The sequence below is a fragment of the Flavobacterium sp. genome (genome assembly GCF_004295795.1).
Classification (GTDB): domain Bacteria; phylum Bacteroidota; class Bacteroidia; order Flavobacteriales; family Flavobacteriaceae; genus Flavobacterium.
In genome coordinates this window covers 1-19,097 of sequence record NZ_SEBR01000039.1, presented here as the reverse complement: position 1 = coordinate 19,097, position 19,097 = coordinate 1, and the positions used below count along the sequence as shown (strand labels likewise).

The following is a 19,097-nucleotide window of genomic DNA, read 5'->3' as shown; positions in this document are numbered from 1 at the left end:
CAGCGGATAGCCCGACGGCGGCTTCCAGAAAATGCGACCACCCGAAAAAGCTGTCGCTGCTACCGCAACCGCACCTGAAAAACCGCCGCCGGCACGCCCAAAAATCCGAAATCCAAATGCGGATTCCAGCGCGTGTATGTACTTATAGCCGATTAATTCTCAAATACGCCAGAAATTTGGTTTTACAAAAGCTAGGTTAACTTTCAAATAATCACAATCAATGATTTATAACGAAAAGATTCTACTTAAAACAAACGGCCTTGGCTTTGATCAAAACGAAATTCCTCAATGGTCTGCGAATAGTGTTGGACTTTCTTGTCAAAAGCTCTCAGCAAGAAAGAGTTGCAGGAGAACGCCAAGTCGATTTTGTCATTCGAGAAAATCTGCTTGGTAACGCGCATTTTTTCCTCATCAAGATCCTTTGTGATCGTCATGTGTGGTGTGTAATTATCGAGCGTCAGGCTGAGACATTTGTACAAACCAAAAACCAGATTCCTAATGTATTTGCGCGATTGTTGGCTTGGAGCAAGATAAAATGTGTGGTTTGAAAAGGTTTTGTAACTATCTATGCGAATCTCGTCAGCGATAGCGTTATTTGCGCAAAAATGTCTTGTACGCTCTCGGATGAATTCGAGATTGCGTTCTTCCGAAAAACCCAATACGGTAAAATGCGGTAGTGAATTCAGGCTGCCAAATGGACCGATGTTATCGAAGAGAAAATCTTTTTTGCCAATCACAATATCTGAAATTGGCTTGGGCGGCATAATTGCCAAAAGATAATCAGGTGCGGGTGATTTTTGCATCTACTTGGTAATCATATCGGTAATCGGCTTGCCAACCGCGGCGTTTGGAAAACTGATACTTAACAAATCGCTTACCGTAACCGCGATGTCGCTTATGTTAACGGGAGCCGATGAAGATCCATTTTTGATTTTCCAACCCAACCACAATAGCGGAACATGAGTGTCATAAGACCATCCGCTGCCGTGAGTCGTGCCTTTGTGGGCGGCATATTCGCCTTCAAGCCATCCGGGTTGCAGCATGATCGCTATGTCGCCCGAGCGCTTCGGATTGATTCCGTTGGCGATTCTCTGATGATGGTCATTACCCGAAGTCACAATAGATTCCGGATCGTGAATGTCCCAAACTTCCTGGATTCCGGGAAGCCTTTTTACGTATTGACGAAGATTTTGTACAATAGATGAAACATCGGCTTTCTTATCCGCGATGGTTTTATAATTCAGATAAATTTGCTGGCTTCCGTAATCTTCGATCCAGTCTGCCTTTCCGAAAGACTCGCTTATCAAGTCGTTCAGTTGTTTTTTGAATTCTTTTTCGGGCAAAAAACCGCCGGGAATTCCGTTCGCGGTAAGATAATCGGGCGTTTGGGCGGCTCCGTGGTCGGCGCTCAGGAAAATCAGCACGTTTTCCATTCCGAAATTCTTGTCGACATAATCAAACAGACGCTCCAAATCGCGGTCCAATCTCACGTAAGTGTCCTGAAGTTCGATAGCATTGATCCCAAATTGGTGCCCGACGTAATCTGTAGACGAAAAACTAAGCGCCAAAAAGTCGGTGTATTTGCCTTTCCCCAAGTTTTCTTTTTGGATCGCTTCCAGCGCAAAATCAAGCGTAAAAGTATTTCCCATCGGCACTTTTCTCAACAATTCGTAGCCTTCCTTTTCGCGGATTTTTATTAGATCGTGCGGAAATTTTCCATCGGTCTCACCTTTGAAATTGTTTCGGAAGTTGTCGCCATCGGCCAATCCCAACGTATATCTGTCAATCGGAAGCGCGGTTTCCCAAGGCTTTGACAAATAGAAATCAGGCAATTTTTTGGCATTGAAATCCTTCACCCATTTCGGCAGATCGCTTGCGTAATAGGAACTGGTAATGAAATTTCCGGTCGTATTGTCGAACCAATATGCAGCGGTTGGCATGTGTCCGGCCGGAAGCACCGAGCCGCGATCTTTGAGACAAACGCCAATCACTTTCGACTGCTTGTTGTTCGACAGCCGCAATTCGTCCGTAACCGTGGTCGATAGCAAACTGGCCGGCGACATTTTACCTGTCGAAGCCTCCGTACCGACAGGATTCACAGTAGGATCGCTCACCACATACCGCACTTTTCCCCAACTTCTATCGTACCAATCGTTCGAAATGATTCCGTTAAAAGCCGGAACACTTCCTGTGTAAATCGCCGCGTGGCCTGGCCCGGTGTAAGTCGGGACGTAGTTATAATTCGTATTTCGGCAATCAAAACCTTGCTTGATGAACCTTTTGAAGCCGCCTTCTCCATAATAATCGGCGAATCTGTAAACGTAATCGGCGCGCATTTGATCGACCACGATTCCTATGACCAATTTTGGGCGTTGCACATCTGATTTGGATCTTTTTTGGGCCGAAGAATCGACTGACGCGCACAAAAGTACGAACAGCAAGAACGCTTGTCTCATGGGGAAAATTCGTTTTTTCAAAGTTAACGTTTCTGCAAAAAAAATGCTGTTAAGCAGGTGTCAAGATTTTTTGGGCGTGCCGGCGGCGGTTTTCAGTTGCAGTTGCAGTGGCAATTGCAAAGCGATTTTTGAACTAAAGCAGTGGAAGCCGCCGTCGGGCTATCCGCTGTATCTTTTGCCTTGAAGAATCGTTTTTTCCGGAAAATTTGGGGTGGCAAAAGGATGCCGCTGCTATCCTTCACGCAGTCGGTTCGGAATCAATAGCAGCGATAAAATCCTGAAATTCGTAAAAGAAATACTCGAACACACCCATTTTCTCGTTGAAGAAGTCGAAAATCTCGTCCCAAGTGTCGCGGTTGTTCACGCTTATCCCAAATTTGTCGACCCAAACTTTCGAAATTGTCTTGTTCTCAAGGTAGACGTCTTTTTCGAAAATGGCTTCTGGTTCGTGTTCTTCCAACAAGATCGTCTTTAGCGAAAGCAGCTTGTCGAAATAGGCGTAACGCTTCTCATCGCTGTTGTTTTCTATCGAAAAGGAAACTTCGGCTTTTTTGTTGTCGACGTAGAATTTGAGAAAAAAGTCCTTGATTTTTGTGTCGTACAAAAGCCATTTTCTGGGATATTTTTCGGCGAATGCGATCCAGAATTCTTGTTTGATGCGTTGGGCTTCGGCTTTGCTGAACATAGAGGAAATCTTTTTGCAAAGATAGGCTATTTGCTTCGGATGATTTTTGCTCGCGTTGCTTCGCCGGAAAGGCTCGCTGCGCACCGCCAATTTTGAAAATTCCACAACATCGCCTACCTTAGTGACACGCCAAAATGCAAAAATGAACTTCGAGGATTTTCTCAAAATCGTTCCAAAAATAAAAGACTTGGGTTTGCCCGGCGAGTCGGCTCACGCGAAAATGTCGCCGCCAGAAAGGACAAAACTCATGGAAACCCTGAATTGGGAAACGCTTGATGCGAGAATGGCCGCCGTATTGCTTTTGATCTATCCGCGGAACGAAAAAACGTATTTCGTGCTGATTTTGCGCAACTCCTACAAAGGCGTGCATTCGTCCCAAGTCGCGTTTCCAGGCGGAAAAAAAGAAACATCCGACAGGAATTTCGAGGAAACGGCCTTGCGCGAGACTTTCGAGGAAGTCGGGATTGCGCCAGAGCAGATTTCCGTGGTGCGCGAACTCTCGAAAATTTACATTCCGCCGAGCAATTTCGTGGTTTATCCGTTTTTGGGAATCTGCGAAAGCGAGCCTGTTTTTACGCCAGATCCGAGAGAAGTCGCAGGGATAATCGAAGTCGACCTAGACGAATTTCTCGACGATTCAATAGTCACCGATCTTTGGCGCGACGTTTCTTACGCCAATCCGCTGAACGTGCCCGGATTCCGGATTCAGGAGCACATTGTGTGGGGCGCGACTGGCATGATTTTGAGCGAATTCAAGGAAGTGATAAAGGCGGTTGTCTAACGCCGTGATTTTCGTAAGTTTGCAGCTTACTTTTTCGGGTTTATGGGCTTATTCAAAAGAAATCCTTTCGGGCATATATTGTTCCTCAAACGCTGGATGATCCTCATCTTCGGATTGCTTACGCATCGTCGTTACCACGGTTTCAACGAGTTGCAGATCGACGGCTCGGAGATTATCCCGACGTTGCCCGAAACAAACGTGCTTTTCATTTCCAACCACCAAACCTATTTCGCCGATGTCGTGGCCATGTTTCACGTATTCAATGCGAGTCTTAAAGGTCGCCAGGACACGATAAAAGGTGCGGGTTATTTGTGGAAACCGAAATTGAACATTTATTATGTCGCGGCGAAAGAGACTATTTCGGAAGGTTTGCTTCCGCGGATCCTGGCTTATGCCGGCGCGATTCCGGTGCAAAGGACCTGGCGCGAGAAAGGAAAGGAAGTAAAGCGCGAGTTCAATCCGGCCGATACCGAAAATATACAGAAAGCGTTGAAAGACGGATGGGTAATCACGTTTCCTCAAGGCACGACGCGCTCGTTCAAACCTGTGAGAAAAGGCACGGCCCACATCATCAAACTTTACAAACCTGTCGTCGTTCCCATCGTGATCGACGGCTTCCGACGCTCGTTTGACAGAAAAGGCCTGCGTCTCAAAAAGAAAGGCATTCTGCAATCTTTCATCATAAAACCACCGCTTGAGATCGACTATGAAAACGAGACCATCGAACAGATCGTAGAGAAAATCGAGTGGGCGATCGAGCAACATCCGTCTTTGCTCAAGGTAATTCCGGCCGAGGTTAGGCAGGAAGCCGAGGAGTTGAACAAGAAGCGCGAGTGGAGTTATTGATTCGGATTTTCAGATTTTCAGATCTGAGGCTGGACTTGCTTTTTTTTCAGGACTTCTTCTAAGCAGATTTCCAAAAAATCACCATTGGACAGCATTTGGAATTTAACCGAAACTAGCCCCGGTTGAAGTGGTTAGCCTTTCGCCGAAGAAGCGCCATTTTTGCCCGTTTTGCAAAGCGACCGAAGGAAGCTCTTGCCAAAACGCTGCAAAAATGCGCTTGTTCAAGAAAGCTAAAAGCGGAAAACGGGATCCAGCTTCTAAAAAATCATTTTACGGCTTCGACCTTGAAACCCTGTTTTCTCAACAGCTTGATTACGCCGTTTTCTCCCGCCAAATGCGCCGCGCCGACTCCGAAAAAAGTCGGTTTTTGTTTGGCGATTGCTGCGATTTTTGGAATCCAGTTCTGGTTTCTTTTCGTCAAAAGTTCGGCTTCGTACTTTGAAGTCATCACGTTTTCTGACGTTTTCGCGGCATTCAGCATGCCTTCGATGTCCTTGGCTTTGTAAAGGTCGACGAGCATTTTGGTTTCCACTTTGTCGTGTTCGAGGTTCGATTTAACCGATTTCACGAGTTCGGCCATTTGTTCGTCGAACGGAACGGCGTCAAGCGTCGCCATTTGTTGTTGCACGGTTTCCAATCCGAAGACTTCCTCTTTTTGCTCGGCCGAAAGTTTCATGAGATTTTCCTCCACTGATTGGATCGGGCAATCCATGAGTTTGGTCAGGAATAGCATCGAAATGAATACGGGTTTTAGCGTGTTGACCATTTCCAGCGGCATTCCGAGGTTTTTTTGCACGTATTCATCCACGATTTTCACGTCTTCGGGTTTGGCGAGATCGGTCATTTTTTTGCCAGCCGGCATCGTCATCGAGCCCATCATCGCCGACTGGAGCGAAGGATCGTCCATGTCGAGTTCGAGATAAAGCTGTTTGGTGTCGGCCATCGCTTTGATCGCGTTGGGATCGAGCGTCGCATCGCAAGTGATGTGGATCGTTCCGTATAGATACGATGGTTGCGAAAGTCCGTTACCCGAGATTTTCCACAGCAGCGACTTTTCGAGTTTTTGGGCGTTCAATCCGGCGAAAGCCAGCAAAAGCGCGCCTAAAATATATTTTTTCATAGTTCGATTTTCTTGAGTTCTTTGTAGTTGACGAGTAGTTTTTTCATCAGGAATCCGTAGAGCAATTTGTAGAAAAGCCACGCCAGGAAAGCAAAGGCCAATACTATGAGCAAGAATATCACGAGCAGGATTGCCATCGATGAACCGTCTGATTGCACTCTTTCGCGAAAAGGATCCATTTTTGGGTTGGTCAGATATTCCAAAACCAGGCCCACGACGAAAATCGTCACCATCATCGCGAGGTTGTACCACACGTAATAATTCACGGTTTTGCGTGTCCGGATAATGTTGTCGGTAAGTTTGCTTGTGGAATCCGTAGTCGAAATCGAGACGTAATTGCGATAGAACAAGCAGATGAAAACGGCCACGACCGCATAGTTGAAATACGTGAAGCAACCCGAGTAGAATTCGTAGTTCGCGTATTTTTTTCCGAAATCGCCATCGGCAAAAGGCAAAAGTCCGAGCGCCAGCCAGAACAGCAGTTCGAGTATGCTAATGATCAAAATCCACTTGACGATGCTCGACGATTTCTTGTGCAGCATCGCATATATTTCCTTGTCGCTGACTTGGTTGAACGCGTTTTCGCTTCGCTTCCAGTCTTTCTTGAGCAAATCCAGTTCGTCCATTTCTACGGATTTAATATTTTTTTCAATTTCGTCTTGATGCGATTCATCTTTACGCGCGCATTCACCTCGCTGATTCCCAAAGTCTCGGAAATCTCGGCGTAATCCTTGTCTTCCAGATACATGAAGACCAACGCTTTTTCAATGTCATTCAACTGATAAACTGCCTGATACATAAGTTTTATCTGTTCTTCCTCTTCATAATCGTATTCGTCCTGACCGATAAAATGCCGCGAGCTGTCATATTCCGTAGTCGCTACGGAACGCGTGCTTTTCCTGTACAAAGTGATTGCCGTATTCAGCGCCACGCGATACGCCCAGGTCGAGAATTTGGCGTCGCCCCTAAACTTCGGATAAGCCTTCCAAAGCTGTATCGTGATTTCCTGGAACAAGTCTTTATGAGCATCTTCACCCGACGTGTACAAACGACAAATCTTGTGTATGATGTTCTGGTTCTCGCGCAATTTGCGCACAAAATCTTGTTCTAGAGCTTCACTCATGTGAGCGTTAGTGGTTGATTGGTGAATTTTGTTACAAGGTAGTTCAAAAGTGCCTGAGTGCAAAGTATCCGAAGTGTCGGAGTGCAAAGTGCTTGAGTGCCAGAGCGTCGCAAAGCCCAAGATCACCGGTCAAAAGGCGGCAGACTGAATTATTGCCGCGACAACCGATTCGGAATCACAATCTTACCACAAAAGCTCGCGTTTCGGCCCGCGTTCGGCTCCTTTAAGAAAAACGAAAATATGTCACATAAAAACAAGAAACAATTTGGCGTTTGGATGGATTCCAGAAATGCAACAGTCGTAGGAAAAGAAGGATTTGACGGCGAATTCGTCATCATAGAAAGCATCGTCAACGCCGGCCCGGACAACAATTCGAACGAGAACGCCGCCAACAATCAGGAAAAGACGCTTACCCAAAAATTCTTCAAGGAAATCGCGGCCAAAATGCCAAACGTAGAAGTATTGCACGTCACAGGAACCGGGCAAATCCAGGAACAATTCATAAAATTCCTTTCCGAGACGCCACAATTCAAGAACGTCCAATCGACCGAAAGCACCTCTAACAAGATGAGCGACGAAAGCCTCGCACTTTTCATGAAAGACCATTTCAACTGAAAATAAAGACTTCAGGACAAGGCCATAAGATCGATTTTATGGCTTTTTTTTTGGGCGTTGCCTTCGGCCGGGCTATCCGCTTTTAGCTTTCGGTGGCAAGCGCGGTTTTGCAACGCGATTTCGCGAGCTTCCTGCGGTCGCTGCAAATCGCGGCAAAACCGGCGCTTGTCACCAAAAGGCTAACCGCTTCTATCCCTAACGCAAAGTCCTGCGTGGCAACATTCCTTAAAATTCTGCAATTCCGTTTCCAAAGCAAACACTTAACTTTACCGAAACGCAAACTCAGGCACTCAGGCGCTTTGCACTCAGGCACTCAACAATGAACATCCCAAAATCAAATCTTCCGCGAGTAGTTATAATAGGAGCAGGCTTCGGCGGCATCGCGCTGGCCAGAAAACTCCGAAACCAGAATTGCCAGGTCGTGCTTGTCGACAAACACAACTACCACAATTTCCAGCCGTTGATGTACCAGGTCGCCACCGGCGGACTCGAGGCCGGTTCCATAGCGTATCCGGTGCGGAAAATCATCCACGATTACAAGGATTTCTATTTCCGGATGGCGCGCGTCAGCGAGATCGATGTCAGGAATTCTTGTGTGCTGTCAGAAATCGGATCGGTGACTTACGACTATCTCGTGATCGCGACAGGTTCCAAGACGAACTTCTTCGGCAACAAGGAAATCGAGCGCTATTCCATGCAAATGAAGACGATTTCCCAATCGCTCAACATCCGCAGCCTGATCCTCGAGAATTTCGAGCAGGCCGTTTTGTCCAAAGACGACCGGGAACGCGCGTTTTTGATGAACTTTTCGCTCGTGGGCGGCGGCCCGACAGGCGTTGAACTAGCCGGCGCACTGGCCGAAATGAAAAAAGCCATCCTACAAAAAGACTATCCCGATCTCGACATTTCCAAAATGCAGATCAACCTGATCCAATCGGGCGATCGCATCCTCAATACGATGAGCGAAAAATCGTCGGCCAACGCCGAAAAATTCCTCACGAAATTGGGCGTGAACATTTTAAAGAACGTGAGAGTCACAAGCTACGACGGACGCACGATCTACACAAACAAAGAACTTGCGATCGAATCGGCGACGGTAATCTGGACGGCCGGCGTCATGGGCGCGCTAGTCAACGGTTTTCCGTCCACTTCAATCGACGAAAAAGCGAGGCGTCTGCGAGTGAACGAATTCGGTCAGGTCGTCGGGTTCCAAAACGTTTTTGCCATTGGTGACATCGCGCAAATGGAAAGCGAGGAATTCCCTTTCGGACATCCGCAAATGGCGCAACCCGCAATCCAACAAGGAAAACACATTGGCGAAAATATCGTCCGGTTGATGAAAGGCACGATGCTCAAACCTTTCGACTATTTCGACAAAGGTTCGATGGCAACGATAGGACGCAACAAAGCCGTCGTCGACTTGCCAAAACTACATTTTCACGGTTTTTTCGCGTGGTTCGTGTGGATGTTCGTGCACCTTTTTTCGCTTATCGGATTCCGCAATCGCGCAATGGTTTTCCTCAACTGGGTTTACAATTACGTCAGGTTCGATCGCGAAGGCCGACTCATAGTGCGTCCGTTCAAGAAAAAGAGTTTTGTGTCGTTCACCGCAGACGAAGTATAGTTTGGCAATTTTGTAACGTTTGGGCTGTTTCAATTCGGTACGATAATTGGTAAATTGGCGCAAAATCTACAAACATGAGAAAATACTTAGCCCTTTTGCTTTTCGTGCCTTTGATCTCGAACGCGCAACTCAACAAGTTGGTCAAAAAAGCCAAGACGGCCGTGACTTCAAAATCGACTTCAGGTTCGTCCGTCGGAAACCTCGATATCGCGTCAGCTCTGAAGGAAGCACTCGACAAAGGCATCGACAAACAGGTTACGAAATTGACCGCACTCGATGGTTTTTACAAGAATCCATCGGTCAAGATCCTGTTTCCGGAAGAATTGCAGAAAGTCGACAAAGCGTTGCGCTCGGTCGGTTTGGGAAGTCTCGCCGACGAAGGCATCAAGTCCTTGAACCGCGCTGCCGAAGATGCCGTGAAGGAATCGACTCCGATTTTCGTCAATGCCGTAAAGCAAATGACGTTCACCGACGCGAAAAATATCCTGATGGGAACCGATAATGCCGCGACGTCTTATTTGCAGAAGTCGACCCAAAAGCCATTGTACGAAAAGTTCACGCCGAAGGTTCAGGAATCGATCGGGAACGTCGGTGCCGACAAGGTTTGGGCCACGATCATCACGAAATACAATTCGCTTCCGTTGGTCTCGAAAGTCAATCCCGACATCACCGACTATGTAACCAACAAGGCGCTTGACGGTGTTTACAAGATGATTGCCGTGGAGGAAAAAGACATCCGCAACAACCTGAATTCCCGTACTTCAGATTTGTTGAAGAAGGTTTTTGCTTTGCAGGACAAGAAGTAGATTTCAAATTCCAAATTCCAAATTCCAAATCCCAAATTCCAAATTCCAATCTCGATAGCTGTCGGGAACATAATTTCTTCAACCGCGAATTCGCGAATTTTACTTTGCGTAAAGCTCTGGAAATTCGCGAATTCGCGGTTAAAAAAAAATTTTAATCCGTAGCTGTCGGAACAAAGTCCAAACGCTTATCCCGCGATTTAACCTGCGAGGTTTTTTCAACCTTGTAGGTTTTTTGTTTTTACACCAAATTGAAGTTGGCAAAATCGAATTTTCGCATTTAGATGTTTAGATCGAATCTTGCATCGGGCGTTTTCTGGTTGTCGGGAACATAATTTCTTCAACCGCGAACTCGCGAATTTTACTTTTCGTGAAGTTCTGGAAATTCGCGAATTCGCGGCTAAAAAAATATTTTAATCCGTGCGTGTCGAAATTCTGAATTGCCTCCGGCCGATTTTCGTTGCTCGCGTCGTGGCCAAAAAAATTTAAGCCACGAATGCACGAATTTTGCTTTGCATCCGTGACTATTTAATGCGAAGTATTAGAATCCGTGTGATTCGTATAAATCTGGTGTTCACGTCGTGGCAAATCGGAGGAAGTCCAAACGGAAATTTGGGGAATAACCGAATTCTTTATGGGATTGTTATAACGAATCAGCGGTGCGAAAGTTTATTTTTACGTGAAAATCCAACCTATGAAAAAATTTGTCGCCGCGTTTTCGATTTTGATGCTCAGCGGATGCGCCGAGTTGCAGCAAGTTGCGAGCCAATATCCGCAAACTTCGGGTGTTTTGACCAATGCCGATATTTCGGCTGGGTTGAAAGAAGCCTTGAACAACGGGATTTCCAAAGAAGTGTCGAAATTGACTTCAACCGATGGTTTTTACGCGAACCAAGCTGTGAAAATCCTGTTGCCGACAGAGCTGCAAAAGGTCGAGAAAGCGTTGCGAAATGTCGGTTTGGGAAGTTTGGTAGACGACGGGATCAAAAGTCTGAACCGCGCTGCCGAAAACGCCGTCAAAGAATCGACGCCCATTTTTGTGGATGCCGTCAGGCAGATGACTTTTACCGATGCTAAAAATATCCTGCTTGGCCAGGACAATTCGGCGACGCTGTATTTGCAGTCCAAAACCACGAATCCTTTGTACGCGAAGTTCAATCCGGTTGTCAGGAATTCTTTGGGAAAAGTCGGAGCCGACCAGATTTGGGGAAACATTATTTCCAAATACAATTCGCTTCCGTTGGTACAAAAAGTGAATCCCGACCTGAACGATTATGTGACCGATAAAGCGCTTGAAGGCGTTTTTAAGATGATTGCCGTCGAGGAGAAAGATATCCGCGGCAATCTCGCTGCCCGTACTTCAAATTTGTTGCAACGGGTTTTTGCTTTGCAGGACAAAAAGTAGATTTCTAAAATTTCAAATCCCAAATTCCCAAATTCCAAATCCCAAATTCCAAATCCCAAATTCCAAAGTCAAACCTGCAGGTTGATCTGGCATCTGAAAGTTTGATCAACCGGATTTGCGTTAGGGATTTAAGGCGTTATCCTTTTTCAAGGGCGGCGCAGCAAGCCCGAAAAGATAAAGCCGGAAGCCCGGCGCCGCACTGGTTTGATTTGGAGGCGGGATTTGATTCGGCGCAACGCCAATGGAAAAAAAATCTAAATTTCAAATTCCAAATTCCAAATTCTAAAATCCAAATCCCAAATTCCAAAGCCCAAATTCCAACCAATCCTGACTTTGGATGAAGCTCGTAACATTTTAATAATCAGACCACAGAAATAACATTGCCTTAACATCGGTAGGCGGGATTATGTCGGATATTTGCCATGAGATTAATGGTTTTCTCACATTTGGTTAGGGTTAGTTATAATGAAATTTGCCGGTTTGCTTTGCAGGTCGGCAATTTTTTTTGCGGTAGTTTTGCCTCATGCACGACTTTTTGACCAAACGCGTCGACAATTCGCCCCTGATACTTTTCCGGATGCTTTTTGGCGTGCTCATGGCGTATCAATGCTTCTATTACATTTACGACGGCTGGGTTTTCCGCAACTTCATCTCGCCCAAATTCACGTTCACGCACATCGGTTTCGAATTCTTGCAGCCTTTGCCCGGAAATGGCATGTATTTCTACTTTGCGATTATGGGAATTTGCGCGCTAGGCGTGGCTTTCGGATGGTTTTACAGAATAAGTCTGGCGCTTTTCCTGGCACTTTGGACGAGCAGTTATTGGATGCAGAAAACCAACTATAACAACCATCATTATCTCATAATCCTGGTTGCCGTTTTGCTGCTTTTTGTTCCGGCGAATACTTACGCTTGCGCGGATGTGAAACGTTCCGGCAAGCGTTTTTCGATGCCGGATTGGGTGCGATGGCTGTTCATCTCCCAAATGGCGATCGTGTATTTTTACGCAGCAATCGCCAAATTGTATCCCGATTGGATGAACGGAACATTCTCTGGAATCGCGCTCGGAAATTACGGAAAGCATTACGGAATCGCACTTTTGCAACAGCATTGGTTTCATTTGTGTGTGGCGTGGTTCGGGTTGCTTTTTGACTTTTTTATCGTTCCGATGTTGCTTTGGAAGCGAACCCGAATTTTGGCAGTGATCGCGCTTTTTGTCTTTCACACCTTCAATTCAGTCACGCTCGACATTGGGATTTTCCCGTTTTTCGCTTTGAGTTTTGTGTTGTTTTTCTTTGATCCGAACGACATCCGACGCGTATTTTTTCCGAAAAAACCTGTGCTTGATGCACGAACAATCGAATCGGAAACAGTTGGAAACACAACGATTCTCAAGTATGTAATTGCGCCTTATCTGCTATTGCAACTGCTTTTGCCATTGAGACATTGGCTCATAAAAGGCGATGTGCTCTGGACCGAGGAAGGCCACAAACTGAGTTGGCGCATGATGTTGCGCGAGCGGAAAGGCACGGCAAAGTTCACGGTGATCGACAGGAAATCGGGTGATACTTTAGAATTTGACCAAGACAAAGAACTCACGAAACCGCAGCGAAAAGCGCTGGCGACGCATCCTGACATGATTTGGCAAATGGCGCAAAGAATCCATTCGCAGTTTGGCGAGCAAGGAAAGGATGTTGCGGTTTATGTCAAGGCAGAAGTGTCGATCAACCGCAAGCCCAAAAAGTTGTTGGTCGATCCGAATGTCGATATGGCTTTGGTCAAATGGGATTATTTCTGGCATTGTCCGTGGATTTTGGATGCGGAGTAAAATGCCTAATTTTGAACGCAGCATCACATCATGAAAAAACTCGTTTTCTTTTTGTTGGTTTTCGTCTCGATCGGGCATTCGCAGGTTTCGCGTCAGCGCACGGTAAAACTCATGGGAAGCCGTTTCGATTTGACTATCGTGCACGAAAATGAAGTCAAGGCCGAAGCTTACATCGACACTGCAATCGCGGAGATTTCGAGGATCGAGAACGTGATTTCCGAATGGATTCCGAACACCGAAGTTTCCCAAGTCAATAAGAATGCGGGAATCAAACCCGTAAAAGTCAGCAAGGAATTGCTCGAACTGACGCAAAGAGCATTGTATTTCTCGAAGGTTTCAGACGGCGCTTTCGACATCAGTTTCGCGGCCGCAGACAAAATCTGGAAGTTCGATTCGAGCATGACCGAATTGCCATCGGAACAAAAAATCGCCGAATCGGTGCGACTTATCGGATACAAAAACATCGTTGTCAACACCAGAAAATCCACGATTTTCCTCAGGAAAAAAGGCATGAAGATCGGTTTCGGATCGATCGGGAAAGGATATGCCGCCGACAAGACCAAAGCACTTTTGATGGAAAAAGGCGTTCCGGCCGGAATCATAAACGCGTCGGGCGACATGAACACTTGGGGAAAACAGCCCGACGGCGAACCGTGGACGGTCGGAATCACGAATCCTTTGCACAAGAACAAAGTTTTCGCAGTCGTGCCTTTGCAGCAAACCGCGGTCGTGACTTCTGGCAATTATGAAAAATTCGCGCTGATAAACGGCAAGCGCTATTCGCACATCATCAATCCAAAAACGGGTTATCCTGCGAGCGGTTTGGCCAGCGTCACGATTTTTGGCCCGAGCGCCGAAACGTGCAACGGATTTTCAACGACGATAATGGTTTTGGGAAAAGAACTCGGCCTAAAACTGCTCGAAAAATTCCCGAATCTGCAATGCATTCTGGTTGCTGACGACGGCGAAATTTCGACTTCCGAAAACATCGAGCTCAAGAAATTCAAGCCTTGATTTCAATTCTGGATTTTTGGAATCCGATTACGATTGGGCGAGCCGTTGGATTTTTGGCTCGAGTCGCAAAAAGTCGTCGAAATTGGGTTCGGAAAAAGTCTTGAGGTAAAAATTTTCGCCGTTGATCTCGATTTCCAGATTGGATTCGTTGGCAAAATCTGCCAACATTTCCTGCAAAACCATCGGATTCCAGCCTTTTCTGATCGTTCGCACGTCGAGACCTTTTATCGCGAAATCATCCTTTCCCACAAAAAGTTCGAGCAGCGGTTCGGCAAAAGTTCTTTCGGTTATCAGATAATGGCCGTCAAAATCTGGAATCTTCGTTTCGAACAACATCTGGAAACCTTGAAATCCGGCTTGTTTGAAATGCGGATTCGCCACGACGCGGATGAAATTGACCACGTAACTTGCGTCGGGAGAAATGTATCGGCTTTTGACGAACCAAGTGTCGTAATTGGCTAGAGTATGCGTGTTGCCCAAGATTTCGATTTCCTCATCACTCGATTCCGAATATTGAAAACCTGACTTTTTGAGCTCGTTCGCAAGTCGTTCCAAGATTTGTTCTTCGGAGGAATAAAACTCCGAGATTTCTTCATCAGATTTTAGCCTATCGAGATTGTCGTGCGAAAGCCATTGGCCGGACACCGCTTGCTCGACGGTAAATTTGGCGCCGGTTTTTGGATCGTAAAGATAGTCGTCGGACAAACTTTTCCGGATTCGGTCCTCGTCTTCGGTGTCTTGCCTTAAAACCTTGCGTATTTTCGGATACAGAAAAATGGCAAGCAAAATCGCTCCAAAAAACACATAAATTCCCCAGGTTTCGAACATCGCTAAAGTCTTTGTTGCAGTTGCTTGAAATATGAAAACGCCCTGATCAGGCGGCTTCCGTGCCACGAAAACATTTCTCCGTCGACGAAAATCGTCTTGGCGTGGTGTGTGAATCGTCCCAACTCAAAAGCGTCCTCGTCCTTGAACGGAAAAGGTTCGGACGACAGTAAAATAACTTCGGGATCGCCCTGGATTTTCATTTTCTGGACGATGACTTCGGGATATCGGCCTTCGTTCTTTTCGTAGATATTCTCAAGGTGGTTCAATTTCATCAGTTCGTTGATGAATGTGTGGTTTCCCGCGACCATGTAAGGATTTTTCCAGATGAAATACGCCGAGCGGAAAGTCGGTCTGCCAATCATGAATTGCTTGAAATCAGCCAATCCGAAGGCGATTTTATCCGATATTTTTTGGGCTTCGGTGCGGCAGTTGAAAAGTTGTCCGAAGTCCTGGATCATTTGCAGACTGTCTTCGATCGTGATTACGTCAGTAACCCAAACCGGCGCGATTTCCTTCAAGGCTTCGACAATTTCGAGCGTATTTTCTTCTTTGTTGCAGACGATTATGTCGGGATTCAGTTCGCGAATCTTGTCCACGTTGACTTTTTTGGTGCCGCCGACGATTTTTTTGGTCGACCTGAAATGGAAAGGATGCACGCAAAATTTGGTGATTCCGACGATTTTTTCCTCGAGTCCTAAATCGTACAAAAGTTCGGTCTGGCTCGGAACCAAAGAAACGATGCGCTTTGGAGCCGATTCAAAAATGTGGGTATTGCCCAATTGGTCGCGCAACGAAAAAGCCATAAAGAGTAAGATTGTGCAGAAATTCTATAATGCGAAGGTAGGCAAATCGGTTATTTTTAAATCGTTAATTTTAACAGATCCAAGCCACCACTTTCATGAAGAGATTTTTGTTGCTGTTCGCGTTTTTGCTCAGTTTCCAAGCCCAATCCCAACGTCTCAAACCAGGATTTGACGAGTTCGAATACCTGCAATTATTGCGGGCTTATGCACGTTGGGGCGACAGCACGATCTACGACAAGATTCCCGAAAGCCGCATTTATAAAAAGATCGGGCGCAAATATCGGTCGGAAGAAATCGGGTTTCTCAACAGTTGGGAAATGTATGAGACGCCAAGTCAGACGGTGATTTCGATTCGCGGCTCGACCAAGGAAGCGATAAGTTGGATGGCGAATTTTTACGCGGCAATGATTCCGGCCGTCGGAACGATGAAACTGAACGATTCATTGAGCTTCGACTATCATTTTGCCGACCATCCCGAAGCCGCGGTTCACGTAGGTTGGTCTGTCGCTGCCTGCTATCTGTTGCCCGATATCCTGGCCAAAGTCAAGGAAAGATACAACAACAACCGCAAGGATTTCGTCATTTTCGGACACAGTCAAGGCGCCGGAATCGCGTATTTCGTCACCGCTCAACTTCGGTATTACCAACGAACGGGCGTGCTGCCGAAAGACATCCAATTCAAGACGTATTGCAGTGCCGCGCCAAAACCCGGGAATTTGCAGTTCGCCTACGATTATGAAGCCGAGACGCAATTCGGTTGGTCGATATCCGTAGTAAATACCGCAGATTGGGTTCCGGAAGTGCCGATCACGGTGCAAACGCTAAAAGATTTCAATAAGACGAATCCGTTCAAACTTGCACCCAAAATGATTGAGGAAGCGCCTTTTCCGACAAATATCGTGATGAGCTACCTGCACAAACAGCTCACGAAACACAACCGCAAAGCGCTGAGAAAATACAAATTGTTTCTCGGGACGATCGCTTCCAAAATGGTCGCGTCCAAACTTCCCAAAGGTTTTGAAGCCCCGAAAAAATTCTACGAATCGACGAATTACGTCAGATGTGGAAATTTCGTGATCCTAAAAGCCGACGAAGAATACTACAGGAGATTTCCGGACAACGACGCAACGCTTTTCGTGCACCACGGCATTTTGCCCTACACTTACCTCACAGAAAACCTGATGCGCGACTAAGCGAGCAATTCTGCCATTTCTCGCTGCATTTTCAAGGCTTCCTCTCGGCCTTTCTCGGCGAAATCTTCACCCGATGAAGCGTATATGATCGCTCTTGCCGAATTGACCAAAAGCCCGACATTGTCAGTCATTCCATATTTGCAAACCTGCGACAGGCTTCCGCCTTGAGCACCGACGCCGGGAACGAGCAAAAAACTATCGGGAACGATCTTGCGGATTTCGGCCAGATATTCCGCTTTGGTCGCGCCCACGACATACATCAGATTGTGAGAATTCTTCCAGGTTTTGGACGTTTCAAGCACTTGTTTATACAATTCTTTGCCATCGACGAGCTTTGTCTGAAAATCAAAAGCGCCGGGATTCGAAGTCAACGCGAGCAAAATCGTGTGCTTGTCCTCGAAAGTCAGAAACGGTTCTACCGAATCCTTTCCCATATAAGGCGCGACAGTTATCGAATCGAACTCCATATCCTCGAAAAACGCCTTGGCATACATCGTCGAAGTATTGCCGATATCGCCTCGTTTGGCGTCGGCGATAGTGAACTGTTCGGGGAAATTCCCGTTCAGGTATTCGATCGTCCTGCGAAGCGATTCCATGCCTTTTATGCCGTAAGCTTCGTAAAACGCGATGTTCGGTTTGTAAGCCACGGCGAGATCCTGGGTTGCGTCTATAATCGCTTTGTTGAACGCGAAAATCGGGTCTGGCTCTTCCAAAAGATGTTTTGGTATTTTTGACAGATCGGGATCGAGGCCTATGCAAAGGAATGATTGCTTTTTTTTGATTTCTGATAGTAGTTGGTGTGTTGTCAAAATTGGGAATTTTGGTAAAGATACTTTTTTTTGGGGAGCTGGTTCCGGCTACCTGGCACTAGCTTTTTTGCAAAAACCGGTTTTTCTATGGCTTGAAACGAGCTTCCTGCGGTCGCTGTTTCAAGTCAAGAAAAAGGCGGTTTTTTCTGCAAAAGGCTAGTTGCCCGCATCCGGGCTAGGAATGTCGTAAGACGATTTTTTTCTTTTCTGATTTTTCCTTTTGTGTCTACGGAAATTATCTAGCTAGAGAAGCCTAGATAAATAAGCTTCGCTTATTTTGCTTCTTTTCGGCAGCTGCGCTGCCGCAGGCTTTGATTTTGATTCGTCGCTTGCCAGCGGGGCTTACTTTTGCCTCGCCGCAAAAGTAACAAAAAGGCTCGCGGCACAACCGATTTTGGCGACCTGACAGCCTTGGAAATTCGGGAATTAAAGGAACTCGCGGAGACTTTTTGGGTACGAGAAACTTTTTGGGTCGCTCAAACAGCCTTTAATTCCGCGAATTTCCAAGACGTCAGGTGCCCGCCAAAACGCTCAAATGCCGGACTGATCGGAAAGTGTTTATTGACATTTTTCCGCCGCTGTCGCTTTGGAAAAATGCGTCTCCGTAACACCTTTTTCCTCAATCGCGAGAACCGTTTTCATAACGTCGTCACCGGAAACTTCTGGCGCTGAAAACCCGAGCTTCGAAACAACCGAAGAATCAGTCGAAAATTGGTGGGAAGCCGCATTTTCCTAAGACCTAACAAATCTCGGAGATTTGTTAGGTCTGGGCGAAGTTCGGAGAAAAAAGCGGGAGTTGGTTACAGATTTTCTGTAGAAAATGTTAAAGGTTTTTGATCCGAATGGTTGTTTTGTGCCAACGTAAACCCAAGATTCCCAACCAAAGCTAACCGATTGTCACCGTCAAAGACACACCCGTTTTTCGCTACGGAGCCGACCGAGAAGTTCTCGCAAACAAAAAAATTCCTGCGGAGCCAATTTTTAGCGCAGCGAAGCAAGCTAAAAAGCAAATAAACACTTCCAATTAGTCCGCGGCCTAAGCACAAAACGCGGGCACCTGACGTCTTGAAATTTGGGAAAAAAGAGGCGTCAACGGTACAGCGCATTGTTCGCCTCTTTTACTCCGCAAGCTCCGTCAGTTCGCGTTGCTCGGGTCCAAATTCC

Annotated in this window: 18 protein-coding genes; 9 read left to right on the top strand and 9 right to left on the bottom strand. The window is 46.4% G+C overall.

Annotated features, from left to right (window positions below):
* Positions 1–245: 245 nt before the first annotated feature.
* The 3 genes from EOO49_RS18975 to EOO49_RS18965 form a co-directional block, all read right to left on the bottom strand.
* Positions 246–764: a 2'-5' RNA ligase family protein gene (locus EOO49_RS18975; protein WP_290848628.1), complete on the bottom strand. Its 519-nt coding sequence runs from the start codon at positions 762–764 to the stop codon at positions 246–248.
* Positions 765–803: 39 nt separating this feature from the next.
* On the bottom strand, positions 804–2,456 hold the full coding sequence (gene pafA / locus EOO49_RS18970; RefSeq protein ID WP_290848626.1) for an alkaline phosphatase PafA: 1,653 nt from the start codon (positions 2,454–2,456) through the stop codon (positions 804–806).
* Between the two features lie 238 nt (positions 2,457–2,694).
* A complete protein-coding gene (locus EOO49_RS18965; RefSeq protein WP_290848624.1) occupies positions 2,695–3,141 on the bottom strand; it encodes a DUF4268 domain-containing protein in 447 nt (148 codons plus the stop codon).
* A 142-nt stretch (positions 3,142–3,283) separates the two neighbouring features.
* On the opposite strand from EOO49_RS18965, the gene EOO49_RS18960 reads away from it, so the two are divergent.
* Both EOO49_RS18960 and EOO49_RS18955 read left to right on the top strand, forming a co-directional pair.
* Positions 3,284–3,922, top strand: coding sequence for a CoA pyrophosphatase (locus EOO49_RS18960; RefSeq protein WP_290848622.1), 639 nt, complete (start codon positions 3,284–3,286; stop codon positions 3,920–3,922).
* Between the two features lie 42 nt (positions 3,923–3,964).
* On the top strand, positions 3,965–4,768 hold the full coding sequence (locus EOO49_RS18955) for a 1-acyl-sn-glycerol-3-phosphate acyltransferase (protein ID WP_290848620.1): 804 nt from the start codon (positions 3,965–3,967) through the stop codon (positions 4,766–4,768).
* 265 nt (positions 4,769–5,033) lie between these two features.
* Here the strand turns inward: EOO49_RS18955 and EOO49_RS18950 are convergent, their stop codons facing one another.
* From EOO49_RS18950 to EOO49_RS18940, 3 genes are read right to left on the bottom strand one after another with little or no spacing between them, the layout of a single operon-like run.
* Positions 5,034–5,888, bottom strand: coding sequence for a TraB/GumN family protein (locus EOO49_RS18950; protein WP_290848618.1), 855 nt, complete (start codon positions 5,886–5,888; stop codon positions 5,034–5,036).
* Positions 5,885–6,514, bottom strand: coding sequence for a hypothetical protein (locus EOO49_RS18945; protein ID WP_290848616.1), 630 nt, complete (start codon positions 6,512–6,514; stop codon positions 5,885–5,887). Before EOO49_RS18945 ends, EOO49_RS18950 begins: the two co-directional genes overlap by 4 nt.
* A 2-nt stretch (positions 6,515–6,516) precedes the next feature.
* The gene (locus tag EOO49_RS18940) at positions 6,517–7,011 is read right to left on the bottom strand and encodes a sigma-70 family RNA polymerase sigma factor (protein WP_290848614.1); all 495 of its coding nucleotides are present in this window, start codon (positions 7,009–7,011) and stop codon (positions 6,517–6,519) included.
* Between the two features lie 240 nt (positions 7,012–7,251).
* Between EOO49_RS18940 and EOO49_RS18935 the strand changes: the two genes are divergently transcribed.
* From EOO49_RS18935 to EOO49_RS18910, 6 genes are all read left to right on the top strand, one after another.
* Positions 7,252–7,626 carry a hypothetical protein gene (locus EOO49_RS18935; RefSeq protein ID WP_290848612.1) on the top strand — a complete coding sequence of 125 codons (375 nt, stop codon included), beginning with the start codon at positions 7,252–7,254 and terminating at the stop codon, positions 7,624–7,626.
* Positions 7,627–7,945: 319 nt separating this feature from the next.
* Positions 7,946–9,250 carry an NAD(P)/FAD-dependent oxidoreductase gene (locus EOO49_RS18930; protein WP_290848610.1) on the top strand — a complete coding sequence of 435 codons (1,305 nt, stop codon included), beginning with the start codon at positions 7,946–7,948 and terminating at the stop codon, positions 9,248–9,250.
* 74 nt (positions 9,251–9,324) lie between these two features.
* Positions 9,325–10,056, top strand: a complete 732-nt coding sequence (locus tag EOO49_RS18925; protein WP_290848608.1) for a DUF4197 domain-containing protein — start codon at positions 9,325–9,327, stop codon at positions 10,054–10,056.
* Positions 10,057–10,747: 691 nt separating this feature from the next.
* Positions 10,748–11,458, top strand: a complete 711-nt coding sequence (locus tag EOO49_RS18920; RefSeq protein ID WP_290848606.1) for a DUF4197 domain-containing protein — start codon at positions 10,748–10,750, stop codon at positions 11,456–11,458.
* A 523-nt stretch (positions 11,459–11,981) separates the two neighbouring features.
* The gene (locus tag EOO49_RS18915) at positions 11,982–13,286 is read left to right on the top strand and encodes an HTTM domain-containing protein (protein ID WP_290848604.1); all 1,305 of its coding nucleotides are present in this window, start codon (positions 11,982–11,984) and stop codon (positions 13,284–13,286) included.
* A 30-nt stretch (positions 13,287–13,316) separates the two neighbouring features.
* A complete protein-coding gene (locus EOO49_RS18910) occupies positions 13,317–14,300 on the top strand; it encodes an FAD:protein FMN transferase (RefSeq protein WP_290848602.1) in 984 nt (327 codons plus the stop codon).
* Between the two features lie 27 nt (positions 14,301–14,327).
* On the opposite strand, the gene EOO49_RS18905 is transcribed toward EOO49_RS18910, so the two are convergent.
* Together EOO49_RS18905 and EOO49_RS18900 are read right to left on the bottom strand one after the other, a co-directional pair.
* Positions 14,328–15,128: a hypothetical protein gene (locus tag EOO49_RS18905; RefSeq protein ID WP_290848600.1), complete on the bottom strand. Its 801-nt coding sequence runs from the start codon at positions 15,126–15,128 to the stop codon at positions 14,328–14,330.
* A gap of 2 nt (positions 15,129–15,130) precedes the next feature.
* Positions 15,131–15,931, bottom strand: coding sequence for an ABC transporter substrate-binding protein (locus EOO49_RS18900; protein ID WP_290848598.1), 801 nt, complete (start codon positions 15,929–15,931; stop codon positions 15,131–15,133).
* A gap of 95 nt (positions 15,932–16,026) precedes the next feature.
* Here EOO49_RS18900 and EOO49_RS18895 point away from each other — a divergent pair, with 95 nt between their 5' ends.
* Positions 16,027–17,124: a lipase family protein gene (locus EOO49_RS18895; RefSeq protein ID WP_290848596.1), complete on the top strand. Its 1,098-nt coding sequence runs from the start codon at positions 16,027–16,029 to the stop codon at positions 17,122–17,124.
* Here EOO49_RS18895 and pyrF read toward each other — a convergent pair.
* Positions 17,121–17,933, bottom strand: a complete 813-nt coding sequence (gene pyrF, locus EOO49_RS18890) for an orotidine-5'-phosphate decarboxylase (protein WP_290848594.1) — start codon at positions 17,931–17,933, stop codon at positions 17,121–17,123. The two genes, EOO49_RS18895 and pyrF, sit on opposite strands and share 4 nt — an antisense overlap.
* Positions 17,934–19,097 lie beyond the last annotated feature (1,164 nt).

What these genes read in the sequence shown, in the direction of transcription:
- EOO49_RS18975 (WP_290848628.1), bottom strand. Translation starts at nt 764, where the DNA reads ATGCCGCCCAAGCCAATTTCAGATATTGTGATTGGCAAAAAAGATTTT.
- pafA (WP_290848626.1), bottom strand. Translation starts at nt 2,456, where the DNA reads ATGAGACAAGCGTTCTTGCTGTTCGTACTTTTGTGCGCGTCAGTCGAT.
- EOO49_RS18965 (WP_290848624.1), bottom strand. Translation starts at nt 3,141, where the DNA reads ATGTTCAGCAAAGCCGAAGCCCAACGCATCAAACAAGAATTCTGGATC.
- EOO49_RS18960 (WP_290848622.1), top strand. Translation starts at nt 3,284, where the DNA reads ATGAACTTCGAGGATTTTCTCAAAATCGTTCCAAAAATAAAAGACTTG.
- EOO49_RS18955 (WP_290848620.1), top strand. Translation starts at nt 3,965, where the DNA reads ATGGGCTTATTCAAAAGAAATCCTTTCGGGCATATATTGTTCCTCAAA.
- EOO49_RS18950 (WP_290848618.1), bottom strand. Translation starts at nt 5,888, where the DNA reads ATGAAAAAATATATTTTAGGCGCGCTTTTGCTGGCTTTCGCCGGATTG.
- EOO49_RS18945 (WP_290848616.1), bottom strand. Translation starts at nt 6,514, where the DNA reads ATGGACGAACTGGATTTGCTCAAGAAAGACTGGAAGCGAAGCGAAAAC.
- EOO49_RS18940 (WP_290848614.1), bottom strand. Translation starts at nt 7,011, where the DNA reads ATGAGTGAAGCTCTAGAACAAGATTTTGTGCGCAAATTGCGCGAGAAC.
- EOO49_RS18935 (WP_290848612.1), top strand. Translation starts at nt 7,252, where the DNA reads ATGTCACATAAAAACAAGAAACAATTTGGCGTTTGGATGGATTCCAGA.
- EOO49_RS18930 (WP_290848610.1), top strand. Translation starts at nt 7,946, where the DNA reads ATGAACATCCCAAAATCAAATCTTCCGCGAGTAGTTATAATAGGAGCA.
- EOO49_RS18925 (WP_290848608.1), top strand. Translation starts at nt 9,325, where the DNA reads ATGAGAAAATACTTAGCCCTTTTGCTTTTCGTGCCTTTGATCTCGAAC.
- EOO49_RS18920 (WP_290848606.1), top strand. Translation starts at nt 10,748, where the DNA reads ATGAAAAAATTTGTCGCCGCGTTTTCGATTTTGATGCTCAGCGGATGC.
- EOO49_RS18915 (WP_290848604.1), top strand. Translation starts at nt 11,982, where the DNA reads ATGCACGACTTTTTGACCAAACGCGTCGACAATTCGCCCCTGATACTT.
- EOO49_RS18910 (WP_290848602.1), top strand. Translation starts at nt 13,317, where the DNA reads ATGAAAAAACTCGTTTTCTTTTTGTTGGTTTTCGTCTCGATCGGGCAT.
- EOO49_RS18905 (WP_290848600.1), bottom strand. Translation starts at nt 15,128, where the DNA reads ATGTTCGAAACCTGGGGAATTTATGTGTTTTTTGGAGCGATTTTGCTT.
- EOO49_RS18900 (WP_290848598.1), bottom strand. Translation starts at nt 15,931, where the DNA reads ATGGCTTTTTCGTTGCGCGACCAATTGGGCAATACCCACATTTTTGAA.
- EOO49_RS18895 (WP_290848596.1), top strand. Translation starts at nt 16,027, where the DNA reads ATGAAGAGATTTTTGTTGCTGTTCGCGTTTTTGCTCAGTTTCCAAGCC.